Here is a 20,033-nt window from a genome sequence, read left to right as displayed (position 1 = left end):
ATCAAAGGATCAAAATGAAAATACTACTTATTAACGGTGGGGCACCTTTTAACGGCAAAGGCGGCAAGCTAAACAAAACTTTGCACGAGTTAGCCAAAAAAACGCTACAAGCCCTAGGGCACGAAACGCGCGAAACTACGATACATGAGGGCTACGATATAGAGGGCGAGGTAGAAAAATTTCTATGGATGGATGCTGTGATCTGGCAGATGCCCGCGTGGTGGATGGGCGAGCCTTGGCTAGTCAAAAAATACGTGGACGAGGTGTTTATGGGCGGCATAGGCAAGATAGTGGCAAACGACGGGCGGCACAGCGCGAGTCCAAACGACGGATACGGCACAGGCGGGCTGATAAAGGGCAAATCGCACATGCTAAGCGTTACTTGGAATGCTCCGCTTCAGGCGTTTGAGAAGCCGGGCGATTTTTTCGAGGGCGTGGGCGTGGACGGCGTTTATTTGCATTTTCATAAGGCAAATGAATTTTTAGGCACGAAAAGGCTGCCTACTTTTATGTGCAACGACGTCATTAAAAATCCCGATATGGAGCGCTTTATGAGGGATTACGAAGCGCATTTAAAAAGGGTTTTCGGCTAAATTTAAGCAGACTTTAGCGCAAATTTATAAGCTAGACAGTAGAAATTTTACCCTGCCCTTTGTGCCGTTAAATTTGATCTAAATTTAAACTCACGCCACGCCGGAGCGTAGAATTTCGCTGTGAATTTTAGGCGGTACGCCAAACATCCTGGTGTATTCGCGGCTAAACTGCGACGCGCTCTCGTATCCTACGTCAAAGGCGGCCTGCGCAACGCTGATATTTTTAGTCGCGAGCAGATTTTTTGCCTCTTCTAGGCGGATCTTTTTTTGAAAAGCGATAGGACTTAGCGAGGTTACGATTTTGAAGTTATGATAGAACGACGACTCGCTCATATCGCAAGCGCGCGCGACCTCTTTCATATTTAGCTTTTGCGAAAATTCGTTTTTTATCTTTGCGACGGCATGCAAAATTTTATTAGAAACGCTTCCTTGCATAGCAAATTTATTTAAAAAGTAGCCGCTTTTATCGCTTGTTACAAGGGTGTAAAGTATCTCTTTTTTAGCAAGATCTGAGAGAAATTTGATCTTCTCTTTCGGCTTTTCTAGCAACCAAACAAACCTCAAAATAGGCTCTAGTATCTCCTCCGTAAGATCGCCGAAAAATACCCCCTTTTGGCTCTTTTGCATGTTATCTTCTTTTATCTCGACGTTTTTTAGCACTTCATAAATTTCATCCATGCTAAAATTAAGGGTAAGCGAGATATATGGCCTCTCTTTTGAGGCGTCGGTTAGGCTCACTCTTAGAGGCATATATGTAGATGTGAGCAGATACCTTTGCTCGTTGTATCCGCTCATCTCATCGCCAAAGCCCACCGACTTTGCCCCCTGCAAGATAATACACAAAGACGGGTTGTAGATGACATTGATAAAATCATGCGTCTTTTCACTGATGTAAAAATCAAGCGAGTCGATGTCGCTTTGAACAAGGCCGTTTACGCCGTATCTATTTAGTAAAAACTCTTTTGTCTGCTCTTTTAGTAAATTTAGCTCACTCATCTTGCTCTCCGCCTCAAATTTTATGAAATTATGCTCCTTTTTAGAAATTTTGCAGAATTAGGCATGAAATTTGGAGGATCGTTCTAACGCAAAATTTAAAACCCTGCTAGAATGCACATTACAAAACAGCTTGTAAAGCTAAATCAAAACCGAAAGGACAAAGATGTATCTTAAGAAATTTGCGGCGGCGCTTATAGCGTCAAGTTTTATTTTAGTAGGCAATGCAATGGCAGGTGCAAACGTGGCAAAATCACCGCTAGAGGCGGTTTCTATGGTTAGCGAGTGGGATAAAATTTTCGCCAAAAGCGATAAGGTAGATCACAAGAAAGTCAAATTTAAAAATCGCTACGGCGTGGAGCTAGTAGGCGATCTTTATACGCCTAAAAATTTAAAAGGCAAAGCAGCTGCAATCGCAGTTAGCGGGCCTTTTGGCGCGGTAAAGGAACAATCAAGCGGACTTTATGCGCAAACGCTAGCTGAGCGCGGTTTTATCACGCTTGCCTTTGATCCAAGCTACACAGGCGAGAGCGGCGGCGTGCCGAGGAATTTAGCAAGCCCAGAGATAAATACCGATGATTTTAGCGCGGCGGTTGATTTTCTAGGGCTTCAAGACAATGTAGATCGCGAACGTATCGGCATTTTAGGCGTATGCGGCTTTGGCGGTTTTGCTCTAATCTAAATGCAGCTCTTAGCGATCCTCGCATAAAGGCAGTTGCAACCAGCACGATGTATGATATAACGCGAGTGGCAGCAAAAGGCTACAACGATAGCATAGGCGTGGATGAGAGATATGAAAATAAAAAGAAGCTAGCCGAGCAACGCTGGGTCGATGCTAAAAATGGCAAACCGGCACTTACTGGTGCGATAAACGTTGATCCAAAAAAGATAGACGCAAGCACGCCACAGTTTATAGCTGAATATGCGGACTTTTACCGCACGCCGCGCGGATATCACAAACGCTCTGTAAATTCAAACAGCGGAGAGAGCGGCTGGATCGTTACAAATCTTATCTCGCTTACAAATATGCCGATCCTTGCTTACGCAAGCGAGATGAGAACTCCGACTCTTATCGTAGCTGGCGAAAAGGCGCACTCAAGATACTTTAGCGAAGACGCTTTTAAATCGCTTGGCAACAAAAATAAAGAGCTAGTTATCGTCCCTGGCGCCGTGCACACAGATCTATATGACAATAAAAACAACAAGATCCCATACGATAAATTTGAGGAATTTTTCAAAGCAAATTTGAAATAAACAAGCAGCCCCTGCGCTTTGCAGGGGTAAATTCGAGAGATAAGGAAGGTAAAAATGAGAAAAATTTTAGCCATCTTTATGCTTTTTGCAGGGCTAAATTTAGTGGCTGGGGAGAAAATGCGTAATTTAAAGATAGTTTTAAAAAGCTCTAGCGGCGAAGCCACTGCTGTCGTAGACGACACGGCGGTGGCTAGGAGCTTTGCCGCACAGCTACCGCTAACGCTAAATTTAAGCGACTACGGCGGACACGAAAAGGTCGCCAAACTGCCAAAACCGCTTGACGTAAGCGGCGAGCCAAAAGGATGCGATGGCAAAAAAGGCGAGATCTCGTACTTTGCTCCGTGGAATAACTTCGTCATCTACTACGGCTATCAGCCCTATTACGAGGGCATCGTGCGTCTAGGCGTGATAGATGGCGATGTGAGCTTGGTCGCAAAAGACGGGCAGATCAGGATAGAGCCAGCAAAATAAATCCGCCGTAGCCGCAAAAGCGGCTCGCAAATTTTCAAATATGGCGGCAAAATTTAGCCCAAATTTAGGGCTAAATTCCATACGCTTACTAATTTTTCTCGGCTAATTTTTTCTCGATAAGCTTTAAAATTTCATCCGTGCTTACGCTCTGCCGCTTTAGACCTGCACGGGTGATAAACTCGACGCTTCCCTCCGCTAGGGCTTTGCCCGCGAGCACCGCATACGGAAAGCCCATTAGCTCAAAGTCGTTCATCTTCACGCCGAAGCGCTCCGCGCGATCATCGAGTAGCACGCGGATGCCACGCTCGCGGCACTGCTCGTATAGTTTCTCGGCAAATTCTACCGCAGCCGCGTCTTTGTGATTTGAGATGATGATCTCAAGCTCGAAAGGCGCCAGCTCGCGCGGCCACACGCAGCCTCGCTCGTCGTGGCTGCTTTCGATCGCCACGGCGATGAGACGGCTTGCGCCGATACCGTAGCAGCCCATAAAAAACGGCTGTGCCTTGCCGTTTGCGTCCAAAAATCGCGCTCCCATCGGCTCGGAATAGCGCGTACCGAGCTGAAAGATATGACCCACCTCGATGCCTTTTGTGATGCCAAGCTCGCCGCTGCAGCATGGGCACGCATCGCCTGCGCCCACGGCCGCGAGATCCACAAAGCGCGATTCGTTAAAATTTATCACGCTTGCACCAACGTAGTGGTAATCCGGCTCGTTCGCGCCCGCGATCATATTGCGCGCTCCTTTTAGCTCGGCGTCGATATAAAATTTCGCTCCCTCGCCGAGCCCGAAAGGTCCGCAAAAGCCCGCCGTAAAGCCAGCTCGCGCGATTTCATCTTCGCTGGCATCGACTAGCTCAAGCGCGCCTGCGGCATTTTGCGCCTTGGTCTCTTGCAGCTCGTCGCAGCCGCGGATAAAAAACGCTATGATCTCGCTGCGATCCTCGTATAGCGCTTTTTTGATCACCGCCTTGATGGTGTAGAATTTATCCACTTTGAAAAATTCCGCCACCGCATCGATCGTTTTCATCGCGGGAGTTTTAAATTTCATCATGCCATCGGTTTCGGGCGCGGCGGCGTTCGTGGTTTTGGGCGCGCGGCGCGCAGCCTCGATGTTTGCGGCATACTCGCAGCGCTTACACACGACGATATCGTCCTCGCCGTTATCCGCTAGCACCATAAACTCTTTGCTGCCGCTGCCGCCGATCGCGCCGCTGTCCGCATCGACCGCGCGAAAATTTAACCCAAGTCGCGTAAAAATCCGCGAGTACGCCTGCCTCATCACCTCAAACTCGCGCTTCATATCCGCAGCGTCTGCGTGGAAGCTATAAGCATCCTTCATCGTAAACTCGCGTCCGCGCAGAAGCCCGAAGCGAGGGCGCGCCTCGTCGCGGAATTTCGTATTGATCTGATAGATATTTAGCGGCAGCTGCTTGTAGCTCGTGATCTTATCCGCTACCATCAAAACCGCCGCCTCCTCGTTGGTAGGGCTTAGCACGAAGTCGTTATCCTTGCGGTCTTTGAAGCGCAACAGCTCCTTGCCGTATTTGGCGTAGCGACCGCTTTTTTTCCACGCATCAGCGGACGTCACGACGCTAAAAGAAACCTCTTGCGCGCCCGCAGCGTCCATCTCCTGCCTGATGACGGTGCAGATCCGCTCTAGCACTATCTTTCCTAGCGGCAAAAAATTATAAAGCCCGCTGCCCAGCTGCTCGATAAATCCCGCGCGGATCAAAAGCGCGTGGCTAGGTAGTACCGCGTCTCTGGGAGCCTCTTTTAGGCTCGGAGCGAAAAGCTTGCTAAATTTCATTCTGTCTGTCCTTTTTCTCATTTTCTTGATTTAAAAATTTTTCGTAGCTTTCTTGCAGTTCAAAAATTTCGACCAGCGCGTTTACCGCGTTATCGGCATTATCTGCGTCGCCGAGGTTTTTTAAATTTACCGTCGGAGCATGCAGAAACGCTTTAAAAACCTGATGGATCAGCCTGCGCGCCTCCTCCGCATCGCTGTGCTTTAGATAGCCCTTTTTAAGCGCCTTGGCTAGCTCTAGCTCGGCTACTTGTTTAGCGTTTTGGCGCAAAGCCTTGATGATCGGCGTGGATGCCGCTGCCTTGAGCCATTTGAAAAATTCATTCGTGCATTTCGCCACGATGGAGTAAGCGATCTGCGCCTGCTCCTCGCGAAGGATCAAATTTTTCTTTACGATCTCTTCCAGATCATCGACGCTGTAAACCTCGACGTCCTCGCTCTGGCTAAGCTCTACGTCGCGCGGCACGGCTATATCGAAAAAATATCGCTTAAAGCTTTTGGGCTCAAGCAAGCTATCGGTAATGATCGGCTCTTGCGAGCCCGTAGCGCTGAAAAATAGGCTATTTACGTTTAGATATTTTTTGAGATTATCCAGCGCGTCGGTCTTGATGCGAGCCGCGTAGCCATTTGCGCCGCCTCTTAAATTTGCGCCGCTCGCGTTATCGAAGCTCGCACGGCTGCCCGTCGTAGAAATTTTATTCGTAGCCGCGCAGCTGCTCGCGTCGCCGTTTGAGCCAGCTTCCGCGCAGTTTAAATCTGCGCCGGCGTCTAAATTTACGCCACAGTTCGCACTTGCGTTATTTAGATTAACATCCGCGCGATTTAAATCCGCACTATTTTCCGAATTTGCGCCGGACTCCGCGCTGATCAAAGAATCCGCCAGCCTTCGCGCGCCGGCTAAATTTCGATTTAAGATCGTGATATTAGCGCCGTTTGCGAGCAGGTGTTTGCACGCTAGCTCGCTCATCTCTCCCGCGCCCACTACCACGGCGTCCGCGCCCTGCAAGGAGCCCAGTCTATCCTTTGCCATTGCCACGGCGACGCTTGAGACCGAGATCGGATTTTTTGAAATTTCGGTTTGGTTGCGGATGCGCGCCGCGCACTTTAGCGCTTCATCTATCGCTCTTGCGATCTGCGCGCCGGCGCGAGCGTTTTGCATCGCGAATTTATAGGCGTCTTTGAGCTGGCCTACGATCTGAGTTTCGCCCACTACGAGGCTATCAAGAGAGGCTGCGACGGCGAAAAGGTGGTGTATCGCGCCGTAATCTTCGTAAATATCGGCACGCTCGGCTAGCTCGTCGTAGCTCACGTCGCTAATGCGCGAAAGTGCCAAAAGCACGAACTTTTGCGCTTCATCAAAGTCGCTTACGACGGTAAAAATTTCTACGCGGTTACAAGTGCTTAGCACCAAACACTCCTCTATCGCGGAGTTTGAAGCCAAAAGGCGCAAAATTTCTTTCTTGCGCACATCGTTTGAAAACGAAAGTTTCTCGCGAACCGTGATATCCGTGTTTTTGTGGGTGAAGCTCACGCTCATATACGCCATCAAAACTCCCTATCTATCATATCTCGCACGATTTGCTCCAGCTTGTCGTTTTTAAATTCCGCCACGGCTTCGAGCGCCTTTTGCCCGTAGGCACGAGCTTCGTTTATACAGCGCTCGATGATGCCGTGCTCGCTAAGCTTCGCTTTGATCCATGAAATTTCGCTCTCGCGCAACTGCTTTTTAAAAAACGATTTTAGCTTTTGCCGCTCGGAATCATCTAAATTTTCGTATAAATAGATGTAGGGCAGGGTGGTTTTACCCTCCGCAAAATCGCTCAGGCTCGGCTTACCGAGCGCTTCTGAGCTTTGCGTGACGTCTAAAATATCGTCGATGATCTGAAACGCAAGCCCAAGGTTTTTGCCGTATTCGCCGAATTTTGCGCTCGCGCTTGAAATTTTATCGTGATCTTTCGCGGCTTTTGGATTCCTGTCCTCGTTTTTTGCGCCGTTAATATCTGAAATTTCGCCACGATTTTCTGCGCCGCCGAATTTTAAAAACGCCCCGCAGCGCGCGACTTCTTCGATCAAAGCGGAGGTTTTTAGATAGATCATTTGCAGATATTTGCTCGCATCGTCGTTGAAATCATTGCTTAAGCTCACGTCCATCAGCTCGCCCACGGCTAGTTTCGTGACGGCGAGTGAAAGCGCGGCGGCGATGCGGCTTTCAAATTTGCTAAGCTCAAAATACGCCTTGGAATAGAGTATGTCGCCCAGCATCACGGCGTTTTTGGAGCCGTAAGTGGCGTTGATCGAGGGTTTGCCGCGGCGCACCGAGCTTTCGTCGATGACATCGTCGTGCAGCAGGCTTGCGGCTTGAATGAGCTCGATGATCGCGCACAGACGCAGCGATTTTTCATCTTTTTGCGCGATGTTTAGTAGCAGTTTGGAGCGCAGTTTTTTGCCGGGGCTTAGCCTATCAAACATCTCGTTAGCGGGCTCGTAGCCGCAGTCTGCGATGAAGCTTTTCATAATTAAATCAATTTGATCTAGCATTTTACTCGTCGTTACTTAGGATATTTCCGCTTATTTGCAAAAATTTGTCGTTTAGCTCGTCTTGTAGATCCTGCTGCGCGATGAAGCTTTCGATCTCGCGCTCGCTAATGCCGCGCGCTTCGCAGAGCCGCTCACAGGCGATGAGGCGGATTAGAGCTTCTTCGATTTCGTTTTGCACCAAAGTAGGGCTTGCAGCGGATAAAATTTCAAAAAATTTCTCTCTTGGGCTGCCTTCAAAAATATCCATTTACCTTCCTTAAAATTTCGCGATTATAGCAAATGTAAAATTTAATTTAGGTTAGGGCGCGGCAAACTATCGGGGGTTTTAAACAGGAGCGATTGCGCATATTTTGCGCTTGCGTGCGGTAAATTTTAAGCTTAAGCGTGGATTTTGGGCTTTTAGATTTCGCAATTTTAAAATTTTACTTGTTTGCGAGATAGGCAGAGCGAGCGGAATTTAAAAATTTAATCTTGGTCGCGTGGCGGATTAAACGCAAAGCTTTGCAGATAGGTGGAATTTTAAATTTACAGATAAGCGGCTTGATTTTTTGCGGAAATTTTAAAATTTTGTGGCGCGAGTGAAATTTTAGATTTCGATTGAGTGGATAGAATTCCGCTTGGCTTGAGCGCTAAAATTCTTGAATTTCGCGCAGGCGGAGATAGTTTTCGCTTTGCTTGTGCGGTAAAATTTTGATTTCTGCGTGGCGGATAAATTCTATTCTCACAAAATCTAATCGTGTGCATAACACAGATCAGGCTTTTTAAAATTTTAAAATTCCGCCGCTTTGCGAGAATTTGAAATTTCATGGATGCGGTAGAATGCTAAAATCGCGTTTGACATTAAATTTTAAGTCTGGCTTTCGAGGCAAATTTTAAATTAAGCCGCGAGAGGGCGTCTTTAAATTTTAAAATTTCGTCACCTTTTACAGATAGAATTTCATTTTTCACGCAGATAAAATCGCGCACTACAAAAGCTACTTTTAAAATTTTAAATTCCACTCGCGCAGATGAAATCCCGGTTTCTCGTGCTAGTGGAATTTTTCGCGCAAGGATCATTTTTAAATTTTAATTTCGCTTGCGTTGCACGCGAAGATGGAATTCGCTCCGGTTTAAGAGCCTAAGCGTGATTTTACCCTGCTACAATACTACTTTTAATTAGCTATGCCTCAAAAGCCAGGCTACTTTAAATTCCGCCGATGATTTCGCGCGCTTGCGTGATGCTTAGGGCATTGCGACTTAGTTCGCTAGGCTCGCCAAACCCCCAGCATACCTGCAAATACTCAAGTTTTGCGCTTCTTAGATCTGCCAAGTTTGCCTGAAAGCATCGCGCTGCAGCAGCTTGTGCCTCCTTTGTCGCTTCTGCTTTTGCGGAAATTCTGGCGCCTTTAAAGCTTAGGGTTGCCGCCTCGCCAGCGTCCGAGTCGTTAGGGCGGAATTTTTCATCTGCGTTAAGATTTTCGCCGCAAGAGCTTAAGCTTCCGCTGCTAGCGCTGAAATTCTTTCTATTAGTGCCACGGCTAGCATTTAAGCTCTCGCCGTCATTGCCACCTTGAAATTCTAAATTTTGTAAGAATTCTGCGCCGCGGAGTGCGGCTAGCTCATCTTTTTTGCTATCACCTAAAAAAATCGCGTTTTTGTGCGGTGAGCGCGCGATTACGTGTAGCAGCATCGCAGGGTTGGGTTTTGATGGCATCTGCTCGTTCGCGCCTACGACCAGATCAAATAGCCTGCGCACCCCCGTTTTTTCTAAGATCGCACTTAGGGTATAGGAAGGCGCATTGGAGGCGACTGCAAGAAAAAATCCTGCTTTTTTGCATGAGTGCAAAAGATCTTCGATACCTTCGTAAAGCACGGCGAAATCGCGGTAATTGCTTACGAATTCCTTCTCGAAAAAAGCAAGCTCTTCAGCGCTTGCTTCGGTTTTGCCGTAAAATTCCAAAAAGGCGTTTTTGCTTGGATCGTTGATGGTGCGGACGATGAAATTCTTTTGCAGCGGTGCTAGACTGTAGAGCTCGCGGCGAGTGTTATTGACGCTGATTTCGATCGCGCGCGAGGAGTCAAGCAGCGTGCCATCCATATCAAAAATCACGGTTTTCATCTAATAATCCTTTAAAAAATCGATTTTGTGCTTGTCTTTTTTGTAACTCTTATTATTTTTGAGCTTTTGCAGAGCGTTTGCTTCATGCTGTAGCGCTGATCTAAACGCGGCATCGCTGATCTGTCCTGCCTCGCTAGCATCAAGGACGTTTTTAGCAAAGCTCTCAAGCGCCTTAGTGTAGGGACTATCTAAATTTACGGCGGCCGCTTTAGATAAAATTTCGTAGTTTTTAGCTATTCGCTTCGCAAAAAGCTCTGCGTCGAAATCCTCGCGCTTTAGCAGTGCTACGGCGGATTTTACGAAGCGTTCTAACGCGCGGATATATTTAACGCGCTCATCTTTTTCTTTGATTTGCATAATTTTTCCTTAATTAAAGCGCGCATTATAGCAAAATTCGAAATTTTGGTAAAATTACGCATATTATAAAACTATATTTTAATAACATTTTTTCTATAAATCCTGTATTATAGGCATTTTAAAATCATATAAAAATACTTGACTTTATTTTAAAATTTAGCTATTATTCGCCAAATTTTTTACAAAGGATAAAAATGCAAAAAGAAACCCTTGCAACTCATTTCGGTTACGACTCCGTCGCAGGCTACGGCACGATGGCAGTTCCCATTTATCAAAGCACCGCGTTTAACTTCGGTTCTAGCAAAAAGGCCGCCGATCGCTTCGCACTGCGTGATCTAGGGCCGATTTATGGGCGTTTGACAAATCCTACTACTGATGTTTTTGAGGCGCGACTTGCGGCGCTGGAAAATGGTAAAGCCGCAATCGCGGTCTCTAGTGGGCAGGCGGCAATATTTTTTGCGGTGGCAAATTTAGCCGCAGCGGGCGAAAATATCATCATCGCGGAGAAAATTTACGGCGGCGCAACTACGCTTTTGGCGCATACGATCAAGCGTTTCGGCATCGAAGCTAGGGTTTTTGACTCCGAAACAGCAGATAATTTGGAAGGTTTAATCGACGATAAGACTAGAGCGATCTTTTTTGAGACGCTTTCAAATCCTCAAATTTCGGTTGCAAATACCGCTAAAATCGCTACAATCGCAAATAAGCACGGCGTAGTAACGATTGCGGATAACACGATCCCAAGCCCTGCGCTTTACAATCCGCTTGATGACGGCGCCGATGTCGTAATCCACAGCGCTAGCAAATACATAAGTGGGCAAGGTCTTAGTATCGCTGGTGCGATCGTTTCGGGCAAAGGATTAAATTCCAAACTCAAAGGCAATCCGCGTTACGCACATTTCAACGAGCCCGATGAGAGCTACCACGGCTTAGTTTATGCGGATTTAGTAGATAATTTTGATATTTATACGCTTAGGATTCGTTTGTCCTTGCTTCGCGATATTGGTGCGACTCTATCGCCGTTTAACGCGTTTCAGCTCATCCAGGGACTTGAAACACTGCCGCTTCGTATGCAAAAACACTCGCAAAACGCGCTAAAGATCGCGGAATTTTTGCAAAATCATCCGAAGGTAAAGCAGGTCAATTATCCGGGGCTTGCAAGCTCGCCGTTTAATGCCGCGATTAAAGCGAAATTTAAAAACGGCTATGCAAGCAGTCTGATGAGTTTCATCGTAGATAGCGAAGAAACAGCGCTAAAGGCGGTTAGCAAGGTTAAAATTTTCTCTGTCGTAGCAAATATCGGCGATACTAAGTCGATCATCACTCATCCTGCGAGCACGACGCATTCGCAGCTAAACGAGGAGCAACTAAACCGCGCTGGTGTGCCTGCGAGCCTAATCCGCCTAAGCGTGGGTATAGAGGATGCGAACGATTTGATTTCCGATCTTAGCGAGGCACTGAAATAATGGCACTTTTAAGCACAAAGGGCGTTTATGGGCTGGCTGCGATTTTGCAGATCGCCAAAGCTAGCGAAGTAGCGCCGATAAGTATAAAAGAGATCGCCGAGCGCACGGGAGTTTCTAAGAATTATTTGGAGCAAATTTTAAATACCCTTAGAAACGAAAAGCTAGTGTGTAGCATCAAAGGTAAAAACGGCGGTTATCACCTAGCCAGAGATGCTAGCGAGATTACTTTCGGTGAAATTTTTACCGCTCTTGAAAAGGATCTGCGGATGACTAGCATTCAGATGAGTGATCCCGGACTGCGGGCGTTTTTTGAGAAATTCGACGTTAAGCTGGCAGAGATATTTAACGAGCCTCTAAGCAGCTACGAGGAGATGATGGCGCGAAGCGTCCAGTATTTAAATTTCAGCATTTAAAGGAAAAATATGAAAATAGCAAACGATGTTACGGAGCTCATAGGTAATACTCCGTTAGTCAGAATCAATACGTTTGGCAAAAATGCCCTTATCCTAGCCAAGGCGGAATTTTTAAATCCAAGCCACTCGGTCAAAGATCGCATCGCGTGGCAGATCGTAAAAGACGCGCTAAGCTCGGGCAAGATCGACAAAAATAGCGTTTTGATAGAGCCTACCAGCGGAAACACGGGCGTGGGGCTTGCAATGATCGCGGCAAAGCTCGGTATGAAGCTAATTTTAACGATGCCAAGCTCGATGAGTATCGAGCGCCAAAAGCTCATCGCCGCATTCGGCGCTAAAATCGAGCTGACCGATCCGAAATTCGGAATGAAAGGCGCGGTAGATAGGGCAAATGAGCTGGCTGCGAGCACTCCAAATAGCTTCATTCCGAGCCAGTTTGATAACCCGAGCAATCCAAAGGCGCATTTTCAAAGCACTGGACCTGAAATTTGGGAGCAAAGCGGCGGCAAAGTAGATATTTTAGTCGCGGGATTTGGCACCGGTGGTACGCTCAGCGGTACGGCGAAATTTTTAAAATCTAAAAATCCAAACCTCAAAGCCTACGGCGTGGAGCCTGCTAGCTCGCCGCTTCTTACGTGCGGTAGCGCGGGCGGGCATAAAATTCAGGGCATCGGCGCAAATTTTATCCCTGATAATCTTGATAGAAGCGTCATCGACGGCTTTTTGAGCGTTGAGAACGACGATGCGTTTGCGGCAGCTAGACAGCTGGCACAAAAAGAGGGCTTGCTTGTGGGCATCTCAAGCGGTGCGAACGTTTACGCAGCCGCACAGATCGCCGCCAAGGCCGAAGACAGGGGCAAAGTGATCGTTACGGTCCTCTGCGATACCGGCGAGAGGTATCTTTCTACCGAGCTTTTTAAATAGACAGCAGTTTTGCGCCAGTGAGGCGTTAGCGCGGTAATTTTACGCATTTTACGCTGGCGTACAGCTTCGCGAGATTAAATTTTATGCTGGCGCCGAAATTGGCACGACGAGTTTTGCGCGATCGCGCGGGTTATTGCAACGATTGAGCGACCATATTTTACATTTTCGCGTTACGTAGGCGCGAGAATTGATACGATAGTTTCTCTGCGCGAGTGAAGCGATAGTCGCAATGATTGCGCAATGATTTTATGAGAGCGAAACGATTTTTAACTTTGCTGATTTTGCGTTTATTGATTTGCTAATTTAGCGGCTCGTCGCGAGATAAAATTTAGTCCCAAAATAGGGCTAAATTTTAAAATTTTATCTTACGCGCCGAGCTGATTTTTTTGGGGAGGGGGGCTATGTATGACGGTGCGACCGCGAAACGCAGGGCATTAAATTTAAAGCCGCCAAGCTCGCCAAATCTGCGCGATCCGTTCTTGAAGCAAAATTTTAATCGCCGTCCGTACGCGCGGCACAAAATTTTAAAATCCTACTGAAATTTTTAAGCTCGCTTTCGCGGCTAAAATTCCAAATTCGCGCCGTGCATAAATTTCAAATCCTCGCCGTATAAAACCCAAACCGCTCTTTAAATTTAGCCGAATTTCAAAATTTAATCATAAAAACGCTATCATCGGGGCAAAATTTTTAAGGTTGCAAAATGAGTTTGAGCTTAAAATTTCGCCCCAAAAGCCTTGATCAAATCGCGGGGCAGGGCAAGATCGTAGCGGTTTTTAAAAAATTCGTCGCCGCAGGCAGCATTCCGCACAGTATATTTTTCGGCGCCGCAGGCAGTGGCAAAACGACGATGGCGCGCGTGATCGCAAGCGAGCTGAATTACGATTTTTACGAGCTTGACGCCACGAGCCTGAAGGTCGAAGATATCCGCAAAATTCTATCCTCGCACGCAGGCTCGCTCATCAAGCCGCTCATTTTTATCGACGAGATCCACCGCCTCAGCAAGACGCAGCAGGAGGTGCTGCTCATCCCGATGGAGAACTACGCCGCGATCATCATCGGCGCGACGACGGAAAATCCGCAGTTCGTACTAAGCAGCGGCATCCGCTCGCGCTCGATGATCTTTGAGTTCGAACCGCTTAGCTATGAGGATTTGGAGTCGCTTTTGGCGCGGGTGCAGGGCGAGATCGGCTTTGAGATGGACGAGGAGGCGCGAAAATACCTGCTAAACTCCAGCAGCGGCGATGCAAGGAGTATGCTAAATCTGCTGGAATTCGCGCTTTTGGCAGACAGTGCCATTACGCTGGATACGCTTCGCACGCTGCGTGCAAATGCCGTAGCTGCGGGCGTTAGCAGCGACGATCTGCATTACGAGCTTGCCAGCGCAATGATCAAAAGCCTACGCGGCAGCGACGCCGACGCCGCGCTGTATTATGTCGCGAGGCTGATAGATGCGGGCGAGAGCGCGGATTTCATCGCACGCAGGATGGTGATCCTAGCTAGCGAGGACATCGGCAATGCCAATCCAAACGCCCTAAATATCGCCGCCAGCACGCTAAGCGCCGTCAGCAAGATCGGCTACCCCGAGGCTCGCATTATCTTGGGGCAATGCGCGATCTATCTGGCGCACAGCCCCAAATCAAACGCCGCGTATTTGGGCATCAACGCCGCTTTGAAGTTCGTCCGCTCCGCCGCTCCGCTGCCTACGCCGCGCTATCTCATCAACTCCGACAAGCAGATCGCAGACTACAAATACCCGCACGACTTTGGCGGCTGGGTCGAGCAGGCCTATATGAGCGAGGCGGCGAAATTTTACGAAAGCAAGGGGATCGGCTTTGAAAAGACGCTGGATGAGTGGCTGGCGCGATTGCGCAAAGAAAACATCGATATTAAGGAACGAGAATGAACTTCAGCAGCGTCCTAAAACTAATGAAGCAGCGCTACGGCGCGGATGGCGAGTATCTGTGGGATGGATATCCGAATTTTGCGGTTTTTCGTCACGCAGGAGGGAAGCGCAAGTGGTTTGCGCTTTTGATGCGCGGGCTTGCAAACGAAAAGCTCGGTCGCGCACTTCCTGGCTCAAGTGACGTGATAAATTTAAAAGTTTCGCCCGATTTGGCGGCAATTTTGCGTGACGAAAAAGGAATTTTTGCAGCCTATCATATGAATAAAAAGCACTGGATTAGCGTCTGCCTTGATACGGTGCCGCGCGAGCAGATTGAGGATCTAATCGAGCAAAGTAGGGAGCTTACGAGGTAGAATTTGCGCCTGGGCTCGGTTTAAATTTGCGTGCGAAAGAGGCTAAATTTGAACCGAGAGCGCAGATTTTAGCGGCTCGTGGGCTTAAATTTAAAAATATCCGCAAGGAGCGCGAATGAATGAGCAAAATTTGAAATATATCGCAAATTTAAAAGCGCAGGACGTGCCGTGGAGTAGGCTCACGACCGCTTACGGCAGGGCGAGCGGATTTGTTGAAATTTTTGAAAAACTCGCGCGGGCAATCGAAGCTTGTGATGCGGCGCGCGGCTTGGGCGGCGAGCAAAATTTAGACAGAGTGTTAAATTCAACAACCGAGTCCAGCGCAGGGCAAAATTTAAAAAGCGAACCCGGTTGCGGGCAAAATTCTACGGATGCGGCAAGATGCGGCGCGGCGCAAAATTCCATAAATTTAGCGCAAAAGAGTGAGTCTAAATTTAAAAAGGCAGATAGCGAGGCGGAGAAATTTAAAAAGGGCGGAGAGACGGAGCTTAAAACAGACGCGGCGAAGTGCAGCGAGGCAGAATCTAAAAGTGCGGATAGCCGGCGATAAAATTTAAAGCGAGCCAGGCGAGTAAATTTAAAGCGAGCGCGGCAGATAAGGACTTGGATGCGAGCGAGCGAGAGAAATTTGGCGCCAAAACTATCCAGGGCGCGCTTAGTAAGATTTTTAACGAGATAGAGCATCAAAGTACGCTTTGGCACGTAACCCCTTTTGCGCTGCTGTTTTTGGCGCGCATCTTTATGCGGGCGCGGGCGGCTGCGGGCAAAAACGCGAATAAAAATAATCAAAACGCCGCGGCAGACGAAATCGACGGAAATAATCAGAACGCGGCGGATAGAAATGCGGATAAAAGCCGGCAAAATGATGCGGCAGGCTTTATCGCGGCTCGGCTCAGTGGATTTTTTGCGTTTATGATTGAGATTTGCGATGATGCCGATAAGATCTCGCACGCAGCGCCGCTGGCGAACTTTTCGGATATGCTTGCGGAAAAATATCTGTGGCCGCAGAGCGATGAGAATGACGAGGAGCGCTGGGAGGAGCATTTTTACGACGATGAGCTATTTTACAGCCTCTATTTTTATTCGCGGATGGTTTTGGACGCGACGGGAGTGGACTTTGCGCAGTTTAAGTCTAAGCCAGACCGGCGTTTTTAGGTGCATCGTTTGAGCGCTATGTTTAAGCCTCTTTCGCCGCCATGTTTAAATTTATCGCGGCGTGCTTTGGCGACGCTTTGTTTAAATTTAGACTTCAAAAAATTTTAAAATTCTTTAAAAATTTACGGCGTGCGGAATTTACAGATCGTCTTTTTAAATTTAAAATTCGCGTGATTTTTGATCGGCGGTGTGGTTAAGGCGCGGGTAACGCTTTTAAATTTAGATCGCCGCGAAGCTTCAAACTCGCTTGTGGCAGGGTTTTTTATGTGGTTTTAAAAAGATACCAATTCGGCGCAATTTTTTCTATCATTATAAACTCGCTAGGACTCATTTGCGGCAGATCCGCCTCGTCTTGCACCCGCAAAAAGCCCACGGAATTATCGGTGATTCCGCCGATAAGTAGTATAAATCTTTTGCCCTCCGTCTCGGCGTGAGAGAGATGCAGGCTTTTGATCTCCGCCTTTGCGCGCTCGGACTCGCCGCCGGCGTAAAGCTCGTAAATTTTTTCAAATGCCGCTAAGTTTTGTTTCCCAAACTCCATAAGCTCTTTATCGGGCGCTAAGATTAGCTTTAAATTTAGGGTATCTGCATCGGTTCTTTGCTCAAATTCGCGTTTTTGCGCCTCGCTAAATTTTTCATATTCGCTTACGATAGCCTCAATAATGGCGGTTTGCGCTAAAACTCGCACGGCGTAGATCCCGTCCTCTTTAGTATAGACGTAAAGATCGAAGTGCTTCTTTTTAGAGCCCAAAAATACGTGAAAAATCTCGCTAAATTCGCTGCTGCGTCCAAGCGGAGCAACCGTGATTTCGCTATAATTATCCGCCGCGTAGAATTTGCGCTTTAAATAGCTTCTCATCTCGCCTTTAAAATAAAGATTTTTATCGAAGTTTGCGTCGCTAAATAGCGAGCGGACGAGCTCTTCATTAGAGCTCGCGTTTAGGTTTAACGCGCAGCTTGCACAAAGTATGAGCGAGGCAAAAATTTTTGAAAATCCCGCTGTTTTAAAAAATCTAAATAAGCTCAAAATTTAACCTTTGGAAATTTTATAAATTTAAAAAGTCCATAAATTCTAGAAATTTCAAAATTTTGCAAATTTTAAAACTCCGTAAATTTCGTTTTTATAGGCTCGCCATCTCCTCAGCGCGCGCGAGAAGCTGTTTTGCGCCCTTTTCGATAAAAGCGCGCGCGAGCTCCGTGCCTACGCTTCGGTATTGCGATTTTTGCGCGACGATGCTTTGGCGGATGCTTTCGCTGCCGTCGGGTAGACCTACGATCGCGCTGATATGGATATTTTCGCCGTCAAGGCGCGCGTTGATGCCGATCGGCACCTGGCAGCCACCCTCTAAAACTCTGACGAAATCCCGCTCCACGGTCGTTTCGATAATCGCGCGCTCGTCTTTTAGAAATTCTATCGCGCGCAGGATTTGCGGCTCGTCCACCGCCTCGATGCCGAGTGCTCCTTGCCCCATCGCAGGGATCATCTGCGAGACCTCAAAGGGCGCTACGTGTCTAACTTCGGCGCGTAAATTTAATCGGTTGATGCCCGCCATCGCTAAGATGATCGCGTCGAATTCTCCGTCTTTGAGCTTTCGCAAGCGGGTTTGGACGTTGCCGCGCAAGGAGATCACCTCTAAATCAGGTCGCATGCTAAGCAGCTGCATCTTGCGGCGAAGGCTCGTGGTGCCGACTTTTGCGCCGCGAGGTAGCTCATCAAATTTAGAGTATTTTTCACTGATCATCGCATCGCGCGCGTCCTCGCGCGCACAGATCGCCGCTAGCACGAGTCCTTGCGGAAACTCCACGGGCACGTCCTTTAGACTATGCACGGCGATATGTGCTTCGCCGCGAAGCATACTCTCCTCAAGCTCCTTTGTAAAAAGCCCCTTGCCGCCGATCTTTGCAAGCGGCGTGTCTAAAATTTTATCGCCTTTAGTTTTCATACTTTTTAGCTGCGCTTGGATGCCATGCGCTTCAAGCAGCGATGCGATGTGCTCGCTCTGCCACAGCGCAAGCACGCTGCCGCGCGTAGCGATGATCAAATTTTTCATTTTTCCTCTCCTATGCTTTTTCGAATCTCGATTTCATTCTCTTCGATCACCTCTACGTCGATTACGTCGTCGCTTGCGTGGCTGCGTCGCCAAAATTTTCGCTCTCTTTTTTCGGAATTTTCGCTGCTAGCGTTAAATTTAGGCACATCGCTGGTGACGCAGTAAAACGACGCAGTGATTATGCAAACGCCCAAAATATCGCCGAAAATGCCAGGTGCAATGAGAAAAACGCCGCCTACGACGAAGCCCACGCCGCTTAAAATTTCTTTCGGCGAGATTTTCATTAGATTAAAAAAGCCCATCCACGAGCGATTTGCCACGACGTAACCGCCTAAAATCGCGCTTATGACGATCTCCACCGCATACGCCGCGAAGCCGTTTGCGCTTACGAAATAATAGGTCGTAAATGCCTCAATTATCAGATATGGAACGATCAAAAGCCTAAACATATTTTTCCTTGAATTATCACTTTAAGCCGCGCCTTTTTAAAGACGCTAAAATTTAATCGCGAATTTTAGCAAATTCCGTCTGAATTTTTAATGTATCGCAAAAGTCCCTCGCAGCCACGCTTGATATCTGCGTAGCAGCGCTCAAAATCGCGCGTGTAGTAGGGATCGGCGATTTGTAGGCGTTCGGAGGCGGTTAAATTTGAACCGGCGCCTTTTAAATTTAAGCTGGCTTGTTTTAGCGCGCCTTTAAAATTTAGCGCGGTGTAGTCTGTAAAATTTCCCTCTTTAAATTCCAAAAGAAATTTTACCTTAGCCATATCCTTGCCGCGAAAAATTCGCCACAGCGAGTGCATATTTTCATCATCCATGCAAAGTATCAGATCGTAGCGCTCGTAGTCTGCGGGCGTGACCTGCACGGCGCGATGCGCTACGAGCGGCACCTTTTGCTCTTTTAGCACGCGCTGCGTTTCGTAGTAGGGCGGCGAGCCGATCTCGTCGGCGTGCGTCGCCGCAGAATCCACGCTCACGCGCGCACTTAGGCTGCTTTGATTAATAAAATTTTGCATCACGGATTGCGCCATTGGCGAGCGGCAGATGTTGCCGTGACAGACGAAAAGTAGCCTCACGCGCACCTACTGCGTGATGATGTCGTAGTTTTTGGGGATCGAGGGCTTGAAGATCGCCTCATTTACCGGCGCGTTTTTACGGACGTTGCTTAGATTTATGACGACCTTATTGTCCATTTTGTCGGTGTAGCTGATCTTGCTCGGTAGATCACCCTTCATCTCGATGAGATATTTTACGTCGTCGAAGCTCGCCTCATAAACGCCGTTTTTATTGGGTTTCGCGTTCGCTAGGATCGCGGTTAAATTCGGCGTTTCTTTGATATTCGTGATGATAGCCTGCTCGAGTTCGGGCTCGATTACGACGACCTTTGTGAAGCTAAAAAATATATTTTTTATCGTAGGGGTCTTGTAATGCCATACGGCGTGCTCTTTCGTGGCGCTAAAATCGCCGCCGTAGCTGATTTTCGCATCGTCGCTCTGCACGGTTTGCGAAAAATTTGCGCTCAGAGTGTTAAATTCTATCCCGCTTGCGAATGCAAAAATGCAGCTTGCCGCTAAAGAAATAAGAGTTTTTTTCATAAATTTTGCCTTTATTTTTGAAAATTTGCGCGTATTATAGCCGTTTTTCTAGGATTTAATTAAATA

General features: G+C 47.7%; 22 protein-coding genes and 1 pseudogene. 10 read left to right on the top strand and 13 right to left on the bottom strand.

Features of this window, described 5'->3' with window-relative positions; genetic code table 11:
* Window positions 1–14 precede the first annotated feature (14 nt).
* Complete coding sequence (locus Q0600_RS05360) at window positions 15–593, top strand: NAD(P)H-dependent oxidoreductase (protein ID WP_298757789.1); 579 nt, start codon at window positions 15–17, stop codon at window positions 591–593.
* Between the two features lie 90 nt (window positions 594–683).
* Here the strand turns inward: Q0600_RS05360 and Q0600_RS05355 are convergent, their stop codons facing one another.
* Complete coding sequence (locus Q0600_RS05355; protein WP_298757786.1) at window positions 684–1,589, bottom strand: AraC family transcriptional regulator; 906 nt, start codon at window positions 1,587–1,589, stop codon at window positions 684–686.
* 226 nt (window positions 1,590–1,815) lie between these two features.
* On the opposite strand from Q0600_RS05355, the pseudogene Q0600_RS05350 reads away from it, so the two are divergent.
* Together Q0600_RS05350 and Q0600_RS05345 are read left to right on the top strand one after the other, a co-directional pair.
* Window positions 1,816–2,840 (top strand): annotated as a pseudogene (locus tag Q0600_RS05350) (alpha/beta hydrolase).
* 54 nt (window positions 2,841–2,894) lie between these two features.
* On the top strand, window positions 2,895–3,311 hold the full coding sequence (locus Q0600_RS05345) for a cyclophilin-like fold protein (RefSeq protein ID WP_298757783.1): 417 nt from the start codon (window positions 2,895–2,897) through the stop codon (window positions 3,309–3,311).
* 88 nt (window positions 3,312–3,399) lie between these two features.
* On the opposite strand, the gene Q0600_RS05340 is transcribed toward Q0600_RS05345, so the two are convergent.
* The 7 genes from Q0600_RS05340 to Q0600_RS05310 form a co-directional block, all read right to left on the bottom strand.
* Complete coding sequence (locus tag Q0600_RS05340; RefSeq protein WP_298757780.1) at window positions 3,400–5,118, bottom strand: proline--tRNA ligase; 1,719 nt, start codon at window positions 5,116–5,118, stop codon at window positions 3,400–3,402.
* Window positions 5,108–6,661: a glutamyl-tRNA reductase gene (hemA, locus tag Q0600_RS05335; RefSeq protein ID WP_298757777.1), complete on the bottom strand. Its 1,554-nt coding sequence runs from the start codon at window positions 6,659–6,661 to the stop codon at window positions 5,108–5,110. Before hemA ends, Q0600_RS05340 begins: the two co-directional genes overlap by 11 nt.
* Window positions 6,661–7,653, bottom strand: coding sequence for a polyprenyl synthetase family protein (locus tag Q0600_RS05330; RefSeq protein WP_298757774.1), 993 nt, complete (start codon window positions 7,651–7,653; stop codon window positions 6,661–6,663). The genes hemA and Q0600_RS05330 overlap by 1 nt, the downstream gene beginning before the upstream one ends.
* A gap of 1 nt (window position 7,654) precedes the next feature.
* A complete protein-coding gene (locus Q0600_RS05325) occupies window positions 7,655–7,900 on the bottom strand; it encodes a DUF2018 family protein (RefSeq protein WP_291936998.1) in 246 nt (81 codons plus the stop codon).
* A 593-nt stretch (window positions 7,901–8,493) separates the two neighbouring features.
* Window positions 8,494–8,709: a hypothetical protein gene (locus Q0600_RS05320; protein WP_298757771.1), complete on the bottom strand. Its 216-nt coding sequence runs from the start codon at window positions 8,707–8,709 to the stop codon at window positions 8,494–8,496.
* Window positions 8,710–8,836: 127 nt separating this feature from the next.
* The gene (locus tag Q0600_RS05315; RefSeq protein ID WP_298757766.1) at window positions 8,837–9,751 is read right to left on the bottom strand and encodes an HAD family hydrolase; all 915 of its coding nucleotides are present in this window, start codon (window positions 9,749–9,751) and stop codon (window positions 8,837–8,839) included.
* A complete protein-coding gene (locus tag Q0600_RS05310; protein ID WP_297882019.1) occupies window positions 9,752–10,111 on the bottom strand; it encodes a hypothetical protein in 360 nt (119 codons plus the stop codon).
* Between the two features lie 191 nt (window positions 10,112–10,302).
* On the opposite strand from Q0600_RS05310, the gene Q0600_RS05305 reads away from it, so the two are divergent.
* The 7 genes from Q0600_RS05305 to Q0600_RS05275 all read left to right on the top strand — a co-directional run bounded on the left by Q0600_RS05305 (window position 10,303) and on the right by Q0600_RS05275 (window position 16,322).
* Window positions 10,303–11,574, top strand: a complete 1,272-nt coding sequence (locus tag Q0600_RS05305; protein WP_297881994.1) for an aminotransferase class I/II-fold pyridoxal phosphate-dependent enzyme — start codon at window positions 10,303–10,305, stop codon at window positions 11,572–11,574.
* Entirely contained in the window at window positions 11,574–11,987 is a 414-nt protein-coding gene (locus Q0600_RS05300) for an Rrf2 family transcriptional regulator (protein WP_177387438.1), read from the top strand. Before Q0600_RS05305 ends, Q0600_RS05300 begins: the two co-directional genes overlap by 1 nt.
* 9 nt (window positions 11,988–11,996) lie before the next feature.
* Complete coding sequence (gene cysK / locus Q0600_RS05295) at window positions 11,997–12,911, top strand: cysteine synthase A (protein ID WP_298757764.1); 915 nt, start codon at window positions 11,997–11,999, stop codon at window positions 12,909–12,911.
* Between the two features lie 700 nt (window positions 12,912–13,611).
* Window positions 13,612–14,814, top strand: a complete 1,203-nt coding sequence (locus tag Q0600_RS05290) for a replication-associated recombination protein A (protein ID WP_298757762.1) — start codon at window positions 13,612–13,614, stop codon at window positions 14,812–14,814.
* Window positions 14,811–15,167, top strand: coding sequence for an MmcQ/YjbR family DNA-binding protein (locus tag Q0600_RS05285; protein ID WP_298757759.1), 357 nt, complete (start codon window positions 14,811–14,813; stop codon window positions 15,165–15,167). Before Q0600_RS05290 ends, Q0600_RS05285 begins: the two co-directional genes overlap by 4 nt.
* Window positions 15,168–15,282: 115 nt before the next feature.
* On the top strand, window positions 15,283–15,717 hold the full coding sequence (locus tag Q0600_RS05280; RefSeq protein ID WP_298757756.1) for a hypothetical protein: 435 nt from the start codon (window positions 15,283–15,285) through the stop codon (window positions 15,715–15,717).
* A gap of 53 nt (window positions 15,718–15,770) precedes the next feature.
* Window positions 15,771–16,322 (top strand): hypothetical protein, encoded by a 552-nt coding sequence (locus Q0600_RS05275; protein WP_298757753.1) that lies wholly within the window; start codon window positions 15,771–15,773, stop codon window positions 16,320–16,322.
* A gap of 262 nt (window positions 16,323–16,584) precedes the next feature.
* Here Q0600_RS05275 and Q0600_RS05270 read toward each other — a convergent pair whose 3' ends face one another.
* The 5 genes from Q0600_RS05270 to lolA all read right to left on the bottom strand — a co-directional run bounded on the left by Q0600_RS05270 (window position 16,585) and on the right by lolA (window position 19,967).
* The gene (locus tag Q0600_RS05270; protein ID WP_298757751.1) at window positions 16,585–17,349 is read right to left on the bottom strand and encodes a hypothetical protein; all 765 of its coding nucleotides are present in this window, start codon (window positions 17,347–17,349) and stop codon (window positions 16,585–16,587) included.
* A 94-nt stretch (window positions 17,350–17,443) separates the two neighbouring features.
* The gene (gene hemC, locus Q0600_RS05265) at window positions 17,444–18,373 is read right to left on the bottom strand and encodes a hydroxymethylbilane synthase (RefSeq protein WP_298757748.1); all 930 of its coding nucleotides are present in this window, start codon (window positions 18,371–18,373) and stop codon (window positions 17,444–17,446) included.
* Window positions 18,370–18,822, bottom strand: coding sequence for an FxsA family protein (locus Q0600_RS05260; RefSeq protein WP_298757745.1), 453 nt, complete (start codon window positions 18,820–18,822; stop codon window positions 18,370–18,372). The genes hemC and Q0600_RS05260 overlap by 4 nt, the downstream gene beginning before the upstream one ends.
* A 65-nt stretch (window positions 18,823–18,887) precedes the next feature.
* Window positions 18,888–19,448, bottom strand: coding sequence for a low molecular weight protein-tyrosine-phosphatase (locus tag Q0600_RS05255; protein ID WP_298757742.1), 561 nt, complete (start codon window positions 19,446–19,448; stop codon window positions 18,888–18,890).
* 6 nt (window positions 19,449–19,454) lie between these two features.
* The gene (gene lolA, locus Q0600_RS05250; protein ID WP_298757739.1) at window positions 19,455–19,967 is read right to left on the bottom strand and encodes a LolA-like outer membrane lipoprotein chaperone; all 513 of its coding nucleotides are present in this window, start codon (window positions 19,965–19,967) and stop codon (window positions 19,455–19,457) included.
* Window positions 19,968–20,033: the final 66 nt, after the last annotated feature.

Source organism: uncultured Campylobacter sp. (genome assembly GCF_938041645.1).
In the GTDB taxonomy this organism is placed as follows: Bacteria; Campylobacterota; Campylobacteria; order Campylobacterales; family Campylobacteraceae; genus Campylobacter_B.
The sequence above is the reverse complement of the archived record's forward strand: the minus strand, read 5'-3'. Positions and strand labels throughout refer to the sequence as shown.